Raw genomic sequence first — 12,153 nt, forward strand, 5'->3', positions numbered from 1 at the left:
CTTTGGTCGCGCAGCCGCATTGACGAGGGGGCAGAGCATCCCTATAAGGGGCGCCGATATTAGGCGGCTCCCTTGGGGGCCGCTTGTTTTCGTGCGTTTTGCCGATTGCGGGCGGAAGCGCATGAGCGACGAGCTTGAGCGAGAGAGACGACCATGGCCAATACGCCGTCGGCCAAGAAGGCCACGCGCAAGATTGCGCGCCGCACGGAAATCAACAAGAACCGGCGCAGCCGGGTGCGCACCTTCCTGCGCAAGGTGGAAGAGGCGATCGCCTCCGGCGATCAGGAGGCCGCTCAGGGCGCCTTCCGCGCCGCCGAGCCGGAACTGATGCGGGCTGCCTCCAAGGGCATCTTCCACAAGAACACCGCGTCGCGAAAGGTGTCGCGACTGGCGGCCCGGGTGAAGGCACTCGCCGCCAGCTGAGGCGGTCGAAAAACGACATTCGATGATGATTGAAATGGCCCGGCGCCCTCGCCGGGCCATTTCGATTCCATTAGCCGCGAAGTGAGTCGCAGTGCATGTCATCGCAACGTCACACGCGATGCGGGCAATTGTCATCCCGGGATGATCGGCCGCAGTTTTTAGCCTTATTTGTCAGTTGGTTGGCGGAGGTCACAAAAGCGCCACCAATGGACCGACCGACGGACTAAGCGACTCGCAGAGTCAAGGGAGCCGGCTCCGAATTTTTTATATTTCCGCCGCAAGCCACCGCTTTTTGTGACACATGGTTCGTTGCCCCTTGCGAATCAGGACATTGGCGTCCGCGGCAAATGAGCACCTATCGCAACTCTGCCACACCGACTGGGCGGCAGGGTCGATTCTGAAAAGTCAAGCCTTGCCCGCGTCGAATGCCTTGCGTAATTTCCCCTGCGCCAAAACAGCGAGGAAGTGCAAGTGCGGGGCCAGCCACAGTTTTCCAGAACCTACTCGACTTTGCTTCAGGGTCTGGAAGCAATCCTCGGCATTGTATCGTTGCCTGAGCTATATCCTTCTTAGCTCGCGTTAAAGACTTCCTCACTTCCCAATTCGATTACCTCTTCGAAATCCACGGAATCCTTCCTGGATGCCGTGGATAGGAGATTTTTGTATGCCTCAGAATTATAAGGGTGATGTCACACCCAGGGAGTGCTGGGAGGCGTTGGCAGACGACCCCAATGCCTTTCTCGTGGATGTGCGTACCACGGCCGAATGGACCTATGTCGGGCTGCCCGATCTCACGGCGGTCCAGCGTCAGCCGCTTCTCGTCGAGTGGCAGCGCTTTCCTTCAATGGCCGTCGATCCGCTGTTCACCGAGAAGCTAGGCGGAGCGATCGAAATGGCCGGCGGCGACAGGCAGTCCCGGCTCTTCTTTCTCTGCCGGTCGGGCGTGCGGTCTATCGCCAGCGCCGCGGCCATGACGGAAATCGGCTTCGCCAACTGCTATAACGTTCTCGACGGGTTCGAAGGGGCGCCCGACGAGGCCGGGCATCGCGCGACGAAGGCCGGCTGGAAGGCGGAGGGCCTGCCATGGGTACAGCGATGAACATGCGGGTCCAGCACATGACACGGCCGGAGCGGCATCTGCCGACCAACCGGACGGCAGCGGTTTTCACGGGGCAACAACAAGAAAAGCACAGGAGTATCGAAGCGATGGCCGACGGCGGGGCCGGGCGAGGCGAGGCAGAGATTCTGCAGCGTGTCAAAGTGCGATTGAAAGCCCAGCTCGGGCAGGAGATCTTCTCCAGCTGGTTCCAGCGGATGAAGCTGGAGGAAATCGGCAAGGGGACCGTACGGGTGTCGGTTCCCACGGCCTTTCTGAAGACCTGGATACAGAGCCACTATCGCGAACTTCTGATCGCGATCTTCGCCGAGGAGGCGCCGGGCACGCTGGCCGTCGACATCGTGGTCCGCAGCGTCGTACGCAATGGCGTGCGCCCGGTCGCCGCGCAACCGGCGACCGATGCAATCGGGTCTGCGCGCGAATGTGCGCCGCTTAGCCCGGCGGACCATGCCGCGAACGGAACGACCGGGCCGGTGGCTGCTGCACCGGCGAGCCTGCCGGCACGTGGCGGCGGCGATTTCGGGTCGCCGCTTGATTCCCGCTATGTCTTTTCGAGCTTCGTCGAAGGCGCCGCCAACCGGGTCGCCCTCGCCGCCGCCCGGGCGGTTGCGGAAAACGGCCCGCAATCGGTCCGCTTCAATCCCCTGTTCGTCCATGCTTCCGTCGGCCAGGGCAAGACGCACCTGTTGCAGGCGATCGCCAACGCCGCCGTCGGGCGCGAGGATCGCCCCCGGGTCGTCTATCTGACGGCCGAATATTTCATGTGGCGCTTCGCCGCAGCGATCCGTGACAATCAGGCGCTCGACTTCAAGGAAGCCTTGCGCGGCATCGACATCCTCATCATCGACGACATGCAGTTCCTGCAGGGCAAGTCGATCCAGCAGGAGTTCTGCCACCTGCTGAATGCCTTGATCGACAGCGCGCGTCAGGTGGTGGCCGCCGCCGATCGTCCGGCCTACGAATTGGAGTCGCTCGATCCGCGCGTGCGCTCGCGCCTGACCGGCGGCGTCGCCATCGAGATCGCACCGCCCGATTTCGAGATGCGCAAGGCGATCCTCACCACCCGCGCGGCGGCCATGCGGGTGGACGATCCGACCTTTTCGCTGTCGGAGCGTGTCATCGAGCATATCGCGCAGCGGGTGACCGGCAGCGGCCGCGATCTGGAAGGCGCGTTCAACCAGATCGCCTTCCGCCATTCGGTCGGCCAGCCGCTGAGCGAGGAGCATCTCGACGACCTGCTCAATTCGCTGGTGCGCTCCAGCGGCGAGAAGCGAATTCGCGTCGAGGACATCCTGCGCTTCGTCTCCCGCCACTACAACGTCACGCGCACCGACATCCTGTCGAGCCGGCGCACTCGCACCGTGGTGCGGCCCCGGCAGATCGCGATGTATCTGGCCAAGACCATGACGCCGCGCTCGCTGCCGGAGATCGGGCGGCGCTTCGGCGGCCGCGACCACACGACGGTGCTCCATGCCGTGCGCAAGATCGAGGCCGAGCGGGAAAAGGACGTCAAGCTCGCCGAAGAGCTCGATCTCATCCGCCGCATGATCGAGGAATAGCCGAAACCGCCGTTTGGGCGCGCCGATGTCGAAAAGGTTTCTCCGCGCCCGCTCCTGCGTGATGCGGAGAAGTCGCCGTTTGCCGCTTTTCATCGCGTCCACGAGACTTTAAAACGGTCCGACATAGCAGACGAACGGCTCGATGAGGGCTGTTCCTCGAGCCAGACGGTCTTTTCATGCGTATCACCATCGAGCGTTCGAACCTCTTGAAGTCGCTGGGCCACGTGCATCGTGTCGTGGAACGACGCAACACGATCCCGATCCTGTCGAACGTCCTGTTGAAAGCGGAACAGTCCGCCCTCGGATTGAAGGCGACCGATCTGGATCTGGAGATCATCGAGAGCGCGCCGAGCGACATCGAGGAAGCGGGAGCGACCACGGTCCCGGCCCATCTCCTCTACGACATCGTCCGGAAGCTCTCCGAAGGCGCCGAGGTTCGGCTCGCCACCAACGCCGAGACGAGCCAGCTGGTGGTCACCGCGGGGCGCTCCAACTTCCGGCTGCAATGCCTGCCGGAAAGCGATTTTCCCGATATCACCGCCGGCAGCTTCAGCCATTCCTTCACGCTGCCGGGCGCCGACCTGGCCCGGCTGGTCGAGCGCACGCAGTTCGCGATCTCGACGGAGGAGACGCGCTACTATCTCAACGGAATCTACTTGCACACGATCGAGACCGAGGCGGGACTGCGCCTGCGCGCGGTGGCGACCGACGGCCACCGGCTGGCGCGCGCCGAGATTTCCGCGCCGGCGGGCTCCGAGGGGATGCCAGGCATCATCGTGCCGCGCAAGACGGTCGGCGAGCTTCAGAAGCTGCTCGGCGAGACCGAGGGTGAGGTTGCGGTCGAGTTGTCCGACTCCAAGATCCGCTTCGCCATCGGGCCGATCGTGCTGACCTCGAAGCTCATCGACGGCACCTTCCCCGACTATCAGCGGGTGATCCCGACGGCCAACGACAAGCAGCTGACGCTCGATCGCGGATCGTTCGCGGCCGCCGTCGACCGCGTCTCGACGATCTCGTCGGAGCGGGGCCGCGCCGTCAAGCTCAGCCTCAGCGACAGCCAGATGACGCTCACCGTGAACAGTCCGGATGCGGGCACCGCGACCGAAGAGATCGCGGTGGGCTACGAGGCGGACGATCTCGAGATCGGCTTCAACGCCCGTTATCTCCTCGACATCACTGGACAACTCTCCGGCGAGGAGGCGGTCTTCATGCTCGCCGATCCGGGCTCCCCCACCTTGATCAGGGACGGCGCCGACGACAGCACGCTCTACGTGCTGATGCCGATGCGGGTCTGACCTTAGCCGCAACTCACGAAGCCGGCGAGCGCACCATGGCAGCCCCGGCGGCGCCCAAGCTAATCCAGTTGACCGGGCTGCGGCTGGTCGATTTCCGGAACTATCCGTCGTGCCGGCTGGATTTCGACAGGCGGTTCGTCGTCTTCACCGGTGAAAACGGGGTCGGCAAGACCAATCTTCTGGAAGCCGTCTCGCTGCTCTCTCCGGGTCGCGGTCTGCGCCGCGCCACCTACACCGACATGGCTCGGGGCGGCGGCAGCGGCGGCTTTGCCGTGCGCGCATCGCTCGAGGGCGCCCTCGATGCCGTCGACATCGTGACCCAGGTCCGCCCCGAGCCCGGTGGCAGCGCGGTGCGTCAGGTCAGGATCGACGACACGCCCGCCAGGAGCGCCGACGAACTGCTCGACCATCTCCGCCTGATCTGGCTGACGCCGGCGATGGACGGCCTGTTCACCGGACCGGCCGGCGACCGCCGCCGCTTTCTCGACCGTCTCGTGCTGACGATCGACCCGGCGCATGGCCGGCGTGCCGCCGATTACGAGCGAGCGATGCGCAGCCGCAATCGCCTGCTGGCCGACCGCCGGATGGATGACAGCTGGCTCGCCGGCATCGAGACCCAGATGGCCGATCTCGGGGTCGCCATGGCGCTCGCCCGCGGCGAACTCGTGGGCCTGCTGCAGGCGATGATCGAGGCAGCGCCCGACGACAGCCCGTTTCCCAAGGCCGATTTGACGCTGGCGAGCGGCTACGAGGACGAGCAATTGGACCGGCCAGCCGCCGATCTCGAGGAAAGTGCACTCCGGCGCCTGGCCCAGTCGCGTGCTCTGGACGCCGCGGCCGGGCGCACGCTTGAAGGTCCGCACCGCGCCGATCTCTCGGTCCTCCACCGCACCAAGGGGATGCCGGCGGCCTTGTCCTCCACCGGCGAGCAGAAGGCCCTGCTGATCGGTTTGATCCTCGCCCATGCCAAGCTTACCGGAGCGGTCGGCGGCAGCGCCCCAGTGCTTCTGCTCGACGAAGTCGCCGCCCATCTCGATCCGGGGCGCCGCGCCGCATTGTTCGATCTCATCGAGGGGTTGGGCGTTCAGGCGTTTCTCACCGGCACCGACACGATTCTGTTCGAGGCGCTGGGCGAACGGGCACAGCGCTTCGATCTTCCCGGAGACAGTCACCCTTGAGCGAACCTAGGCCGCTTTCCTCGGAGGAACTCCAACGCTACGCGCGGCACATCGTGCTGCCGGAGGTGGGCGGCGCCGGCCAACAGGCGCTGAAGCGCGCCCGTGTGCTGGCGATCGGTGCCGGCGGTATCGGCTCGCCCGTCCTGCTCTATTTGGCCGCCGCCGGCGTCGGGACGTTGGGCGTGGTCGACGACGATGCGGTGTCCGTGTCCAATCTGCAGCGGCAGGTTCTCCACGGCACGCCGGACATCGATCGCCCCAAGACGCAGAGTGCGTCGGCGCGGATCGGTGCCATCAATCCTCATGTGTCCGTCGTCGAGCACCGGCTGCGCATCGATCCGCAGAATGGCGGCGAGTTGGTGCGTTCCTACGATCTGGTGATCGACGGCTCCGACAATTTCGCCACCCGCTATGCGATGGCCGATCTCTGTGCGGCCGAGCGCCGCCCCCTGATAACGGCTGCGGTCAACCGCTTCGCCGGATCGCTGACGACGCTGGTGCCGTTCCGGAACGGGCCGGACGGACGGCCCAATCCGAGCTACCGGGACCTCTTTCCGGAGGCTCCCCCGCCGGGAGTGGTGCCGAGCTGCTCGGAAGCCGGCATCCTGGGCGTGGTGCCCGGCATCCTCGGAACGCTCGCGGCGACCGAGGCGATCAAGCTGATCTGCAGCATCGGCGATCCGCTGATCGGCCGCCTGCTCATGGTCGACGCGCTGACCATGCAGTTCCAGGAGGTCCGGTATCGAAAGAGGGATCGCGGCTTGCCCGACGCATTGACACAACCCTAGGTATAACTACTTATCTTACTGAAATTCCAGCAAGTTCCAGACAAGGAAGCGTTTTTATACTGCTGCCAACGCGGGCATCCAACCTGCATCAGGAGACTGCAATGGCGAGAATTCTCGTTGCCGAGGACGATCCGGGGGTACGCGTCTTGGTGGCACGCGCTTTGGGCCTGGAGGGTCATGCCGTCGTCGTCGCCGAGGACGGCGAAGCGGCACTGGAGACCTTGGTGAAGGACGACGGCGCGTTCGATCTGCTCTTGTCGGATATCCGCATGCCCGCGATGACGGGGATCGAACTGGCGCACGAGGCATCCGCGCGGTTTCCCGATCTGACGATCCTCCTCATGACCGGTTATGCCGAGCAGCGCGAAAGCGCCGAAGAGCTCGATGCGATCATCGTCGGCGTGGTCGACAAGCCGTTCACCGTCGCCGAGATCCGGCGGGCTGTCGCGACCGCGCTGCGCGGCGCCTATACCGAGTGGGAGACCGTGCGATCCTGCTGCGCCTGATGGCGAGCGGCCGTGGTTCCTGACCCAGACCGGGGCGACGACGGGACGCAGTCGCACATATCGAGGCGGAAAGGATCGCGAAGGCAGGCGCTCGCCTGCTATGACGGCGCTCGCCCATGCAATCCGATCGGCAGGCGCCCCGGTGACGAACGGCGAACTCCAGGAACTCGTCGAGGACTGTCCCGTCCTCTATCACATGGCGGCGCGCGGAAGCTGGCCGTCGATCCAGGAGCACGGGCTCCTCAGCACCACGGCGCTGCTCGATCTCTTCGAGATCGCCGGAGAGGCTCGTGAGGCCATCGAGTCGCAGCGGCGGCGCGAAATGGCGATCCTCGTGCATCCAGCGTTCGGCAAGGCCGTCATCCGCGACCAGAAGCCGATGGACGATCGCGCCCTGCAACGCTGCCTGTCCGACGGGCTCACGCCGCGCGACTGGTACGAGCTTCTCAATGGCCGGGTGTTCTTCTGGCTGACGCGTTCGCGCCTCCACCGCCTGCTGTCGGCCGGACCGTACCGCGACGACGAGCACGACGTGCTCGAACTGGACACCGCGTCGGTCGTCCGCGATTATCGCGACCGCATCACCCTGGCGCCGATCAACACCGGCAGCACCCGGCGGCGGCCCGCCGTGCGAGGCAGGACCACGATCGCGGGCATCGACGCCTATCCCTATGCCGAATGGCGCGTCCGACGAAGCCGTGGAGAGCGGGTGGTCGAACTCGCGGTAGCGCCCGGCATACCGGATGCGATCCGCTATACGCGGCGTGTCGTCGCCATGCAGGCCGGCGAGGAAAAGCAGGTTCTGTGGCAGAACCCGGCGTTCGGCTGACCGGGCTTCTTCACCGGCGAGACGAGCTGCAATTCGGCAGGCACGTTCCTCTCAGGGGGTCTTCAGAAGCCGTTCCAGATATTCCCGCTCGAGCTGCGGCGAGAGCGCGTTGCCGAGCCGTTCGCGGATCGCATCCAGGATCTGCCGGGCGCGCTGAATGTCGATCTCGTCCGGCACCTCGACGTTCTCGCCGAACTCCGGCCCCCGCCGCGCCCGCGGACGGCCGAGCGGATCGCGGCCGGACGGGCCCTGCGGGCCGCGCGCAAATCCCGGGCCGGTGTTGCCGGGCTGGCCCGGTCCCGGCTGCATGGCCTGCTGCATCTGTTCCATCATCTGCTGGCCGCCGCGGCGCATCGCCTCGAGCGCCCGCCCCTGTTCGGTCACGGCGGTGCCGTCGTCGCTCTGGCCGAGCGCTCCCTCGGCATTGCCCATCGCCTCGCCGGCCTCGCCCAGCGCATCGGACGGCTGCATGCCCATCCCTTCCATCCGCTTCTGGAGCGCTTCGAGATCCTGCTGCAACTGGCCCTGCTGCGCCTGGAGCTGCTCCATCAGCTTCTGCATCTCCTCGGCGGTCATCGGCTCGCCGCCCTGCCCCGGCTGCTGGCCCTGCCGGCTTTGCTGTCCGGGTTGGTCTTGCGCGCCCTGTTGGCCCTGCTGCTCCATGCGGCGACCGAGCTGGAAGGTCTGGTCCATCAGCTCCTGCTGGCGGCGCAGCATCTCGCCCAGTTCGTTCATCTGCTGCTGCATCGGGCTCTGCTGGTTGCCGCGCGGCATCTGGTCGGGCCGCATCGCCTGGAGATTGTCCATCATCGACTGCAGTTCCGACAAAAGCTGCTGCGCGGCGTCCTTGGAGCCGGACTTCGCCAGGTCCTCGATCTGGTCGAGCATCTGGTTCAAGTCCTGCGGCCTCAGTTCCTGCATGTTCGAGAGCTGGTCCTGGGTCATCGGCGGCAGGTTCTTCATCGCCTCGGCCATCGCCTGCATATAGTCCTGCATGGCCTGGCGCAGCTCGTCCATGAGCCGGTCGATCTCCTCGTCCGACGCGCCGTTCTCCAGGGCTTCGGACAACCGCTCGCGCGCATCCCGCAGACGCCGCTCGGCGAGCGACAGGTCGCCGTCCTCGATCCCCAGGGCGATTTCCCAAAGGAAGTCCACCGCCGAGCGCAGGGCGTCATCGTTGGCGGCATTGGCGATGCGCTCGCGCACGGCGCGCAGTGCCAGATAGTCGGCCGGGCGCTCGATGAAGTCGTCGCCGCGCACGGTCACCGCGTCGAGCATGTCGACGACGCGCGGCGCCGCATTGGCGTCGAGCGCCAGCATCTGGCGCTGCTCGACGACGGCACGCGCCAGCGGGTTGAAGAAGCGGCGTGCGGGCAGCCGGAAGCGCTTCTCCTCGGAGCGGCCGATCTGCCCGGCGTCATCCGCCGCAGTCAGGGTCATCGCCACCTCGGCACCGGCATAGGGACTTTCGGTGAGATCGATGCTGGTGCGGGCGCGCGCCTCGCCGCGCGTGCGCCGCGGCATCGCCAGCCGGATCTCCGGCGCCGGGACGAGCGGCCGGGCGTCGTCGCCGACATGCTCGTCGAGCACCTCGATATCGGCGCCGCCTTGGCGCACGCCATAGTCGTCGCTCACGGTATAGGAGAGATGCAGCGCGCCGTTGCGTGCCTCTTCAGGTTCGCCGTCGAAGGCGATTGTCGGCACGTCATCGGGCAGCACCGAGAAGGTCCATTGGCCGAGCGCGCCCGATCGGCTCGCGAGATCGATGCTGCCGCTATCGGCGAGTTCGTATTCGTATTCGCTGGGCTGCGGCTGGTCGCCGCCGTCCGTTTCGGCCGCAGCGTCGCCGGCGACCGCCTTGTCGTCCAACGGCATCGGCTCGATGGCCACCGCCTCCCCGCCCTTCGCCGGCGTGAAGCGCAAGGCGGCGCCGGTGCCATCCGAAACCCGAACCGACAAGACGCTGCCCTGCGGCACCTCGATGCTGCCTGACGGCGGGCCGACATCCACGCCGGTCAGAAAGATCGGCGCCCGTCCGGTATAGGACGGCGGCGTCACCCAGGCGTCGACCCGGGCAGTCGCGATCGGCCCTTGCTCGGGCGGCCTGAAAGCATCGGCCACGCGACCGCCGCGCGAGCCGAAAGAAAAGGCGAAAGCGGTCACCAAAAGCAGGGCCAGCACCGCGCGCAGACCGTAGGGATCCAGCCGCTCGGTGCGCGTCCTGGGGCTGCCGCCGGTGAGGTTGCGCAAGCGCTCGGCCATGCGCCGCTGATGTTCGCGCCACAGCGCCACGGCGAACGGATCGTCGCTCGCCACCGCGTCGGATTGAGCCAGAAGCGGCTGATGCGACAGCCGGCTCTCGAGTTCCACGCGCTCGTCCACCTGCTGCGGCGACGGCAGCGACAGACCTCGCGCCCGCCAAAGCACGATGCCGAGACAGATCGCCAACAGGCCGAGCACGACAAAGCGCGCCCAGGCCGGCAACACGTAGAGGATGCCGAACCACGCCAGCGTCAGGAAGACCGCCACCACCCCGGCGGCGGCAAGAACCGTCGGCCAAGCCCGTTCGACCGCCAGCGACAGATAGGCGCCGCCTCGAATCCAGCTCAGCCGTCGACTGCGGAATCGGCTCGGTCTCCGCGCATCGTTGATCATTCGGCCGCACCCAGGAGCATCGACGATTTCATCAAAGGGTATCACGCTTTACGGCGTGAGCGAGGCGGCTGACGAGACTGTGATGAAATCGTTGCTGCGAGATGGCCGTCAGGCTCCGTGGAGCCAGGGCGGCAAGCGGTCGAGCGAGATCAGGTCCTCGACGGTCTGGCGTGGGCGCACGGCGCAGAACTGGTCGTCCTTGACCAGAACCTCGGCCACCAGGGGCCGCGAGTTGTAGGTGCCGGACTGGACCGCACCATAGGCGCCGGCCGAGGCCACATAGACCAAATCGCCGGCCTTCACCGGGCTGAGGCTGCGGTCCTTGGCCATGAAGTCCCCGCTCTCGCACACCGGGCCGACCACGTCGGCGATGACCACCTCGTCGCTCGCCGGCTCTGTGACCGGCCGGATGTCATGCCAGGCCTCGTAGAGCGTCGGGCGAATCAGGTCGTTCATCGCCGCATCGACGATCACGAAGGTCTTGTCGCCGGTCTCCTTCACATAGAGCACCCTGGCGACCAGGATGCCGGCGTTGGCGGCGATCAGGCGGCCGGGCTCGAAGACCACGCGGCAACCCAGATCGCGCACATGCCGCTTGACGGTCTCGGCATAGGCAGGCGGGGCGGGCGGCGGCTGGTTGTCGCTGCGATAGGGCACGCCGAGGCCACCGCCGAGATCGATGTGGCCGATCGCATGCCCCGCGGCGCGCAGTCGCCGCACCAGTCCGGCCAGCCGGTCGAAGGCATGATCGAACGGCTCGAGCTCGGTGATCTGGCTGCCGATATGCATGTCGATGCCATGCACCTCGACGCCCGGCAGCGATCGCGCCGTATCGTAGACCGCCTCGGCGCGATCGAAGGCGATGCCGAACTTGTCCGACTTCTTGCCGGTGGAGATCTTGGCGTGGGTGCGCGCGTCGACGTCCGGATTGATGCGGAAGGAGATCGGCGCGGTGCGTCCCAGCGCCGTGGCGCGGGCCGAGATTGCCTCCAGCTCGGGCTCCGACTCGATGTTGAAGCAGAAGATGTCCGCATCGAGTGCCTGATCGATTTCCTCCGCCGTCTTGCCGACGCCGGAAAACATGATCTTGTCGGCCGGAATGCCGGCCTTCAGCGCCCGGGTCAGCTCGCCGCCGGAGACGACGTCCGCCCCGGCGCCCAAGCGGGCGAGCGTCGCCAGAACTGCCTGGTTGGAATTGGCCTTCATGGCGTAGCAGACCAGCGCGTCGATATCGCTGAAGGCTTCGGAAAAGACGCGATAGTGCCGGGCCAGAGTGGCGGTGGAATAGCAATAGAACGGTGTTCCGACCGCTGCCGCGATCGCTCGGACATCCACTGCCTCGGCAAAGAGCGTGCCGTCGCGATACTCGAAATGGTTCATGGTCAGGGCCCGTTGAGGGTCAGCACGAGGCTTGCAATCGATGCTCGGAAGGTCGACGGGAGGGCCCCGACGGCTAGTTCAGCAGAAAATCCAGGAAGAACGTCTTTTTCTTCGCATCCTCGTTGCGGCGGGCCTGGGGTGCATCGACATCGTCGTCGTCATCGGTGCTCATCACATCCGAGATCGCCTTGTCGCGGCTTGTCGTCGCCGTCACCGTCGAGCTCGACGCACGATCCTCGTCGGGATCGATCTTAACCTCCTCCTGGCTCTGCGGCTTGAGCGGCGGCCCCTTGCGCCCGCAACCGCCGACCGCCAGCACAGCGAGGCCAAGGCAAAGGCAAACCACCGGCTTCCATCGTGTCGTCATCTGCGTTTCGCTCTTCGTTCCCCTCGCGGCCCGCGCGGTCCGCGTCCTCTGCTGAT

11 protein-coding genes are annotated in these 12,153 nt (G+C 66.1%); 8 read left to right on the plus strand and 3 right to left on the minus strand.

Going from position 1 to position 12,153, the window contains the following annotated elements:
• Nucleotides 1–153: 153 nt before the first annotated feature.
• The 8 genes from rpsT to SMD10_RS00780 all read left to right on the plus strand — a co-directional run bounded on the left by rpsT (nucleotide 154) and on the right by SMD10_RS00780 (nucleotide 7,695).
• A complete protein-coding gene (gene rpsT, locus SMD10_RS00745; protein WP_331683713.1) occupies nucleotides 154–423 on the plus strand; it encodes a 30S ribosomal protein S20 in 270 nt (89 codons plus the stop codon).
• A gap of 664 nt (nucleotides 424–1,087) precedes the next feature.
• A complete protein-coding gene (locus tag SMD10_RS00750; protein WP_331683714.1) occupies nucleotides 1,088–1,522 on the plus strand; it encodes a rhodanese-like domain-containing protein in 435 nt (144 codons plus the stop codon).
• Between the two features lie 107 nt (nucleotides 1,523–1,629).
• The gene (gene dnaA, locus SMD10_RS00755) at nucleotides 1,630–3,099 is read left to right on the plus strand and encodes a chromosomal replication initiator protein DnaA (RefSeq protein ID WP_331683880.1); all 1,470 of its coding nucleotides are present in this window, start codon (nucleotides 1,630–1,632) and stop codon (nucleotides 3,097–3,099) included.
• A gap of 176 nt (nucleotides 3,100–3,275) precedes the next feature.
• The gene (gene dnaN, locus SMD10_RS00760) at nucleotides 3,276–4,394 is read left to right on the plus strand and encodes a DNA polymerase III subunit beta (RefSeq protein ID WP_331683715.1); all 1,119 of its coding nucleotides are present in this window, start codon (nucleotides 3,276–3,278) and stop codon (nucleotides 4,392–4,394) included.
• A 35-nt stretch (nucleotides 4,395–4,429) separates the two neighbouring features.
• On the plus strand, nucleotides 4,430–5,572 hold the full coding sequence (recF, locus tag SMD10_RS00765; RefSeq protein WP_331683716.1) for a DNA replication/repair protein RecF: 1,143 nt from the start codon (nucleotides 4,430–4,432) through the stop codon (nucleotides 5,570–5,572).
• Entirely contained in the window at nucleotides 5,569–6,360 is a 792-nt protein-coding gene (gene moeB / locus SMD10_RS00770; RefSeq protein ID WP_331683717.1) for a molybdopterin-synthase adenylyltransferase MoeB, read from the plus strand. Before recF ends, moeB begins: the two co-directional genes overlap by 4 nt.
• Nucleotides 6,361–6,461: 101 nt before the next feature.
• Nucleotides 6,462–6,866 carry a response regulator gene (locus tag SMD10_RS00775; RefSeq protein WP_331683718.1) on the plus strand — a complete coding sequence of 135 codons (405 nt, stop codon included), beginning with the start codon at nucleotides 6,462–6,464 and terminating at the stop codon, nucleotides 6,864–6,866.
• 100 nt (nucleotides 6,867–6,966) lie between these two features.
• The gene (locus tag SMD10_RS00780) at nucleotides 6,967–7,695 is read left to right on the plus strand and encodes a DUF7002 family protein (RefSeq protein ID WP_331683719.1); all 729 of its coding nucleotides are present in this window, start codon (nucleotides 6,967–6,969) and stop codon (nucleotides 7,693–7,695) included.
• Nucleotides 7,696–7,746: 51 nt separating this feature from the next.
• Here the strand turns inward: SMD10_RS00780 and SMD10_RS00785 are convergent, their stop codons facing one another.
• From SMD10_RS00785 to SMD10_RS00795, 3 genes are all read right to left on the minus strand, one after another.
• Nucleotides 7,747–10,350 (minus strand): TIGR02302 family protein, encoded by a 2,604-nt coding sequence (locus SMD10_RS00785; protein WP_331683720.1) that lies wholly within the window; start codon nucleotides 10,348–10,350, stop codon nucleotides 7,747–7,749.
• 108 nt (nucleotides 10,351–10,458) lie between these two features.
• A complete protein-coding gene (lysA, locus tag SMD10_RS00790) occupies nucleotides 10,459–11,730 on the minus strand; it encodes a diaminopimelate decarboxylase (RefSeq protein ID WP_331683721.1) in 1,272 nt (423 codons plus the stop codon).
• 73 nt (nucleotides 11,731–11,803) lie between these two features.
• Nucleotides 11,804–12,097 (minus strand): hypothetical protein, encoded by a 294-nt coding sequence (locus SMD10_RS00795; protein ID WP_331683722.1) that lies wholly within the window; start codon nucleotides 12,095–12,097, stop codon nucleotides 11,804–11,806.
• Between the last annotated feature and the right edge of the window lie 56 nt (nucleotides 12,098–12,153).

The organism is Consotaella aegiceratis, assembly GCF_036541425.1.
Classification (GTDB): Bacteria; Pseudomonadota; Alphaproteobacteria; order Rhizobiales; family Rhizobiaceae; genus Consotaella; species Consotaella aegiceratis.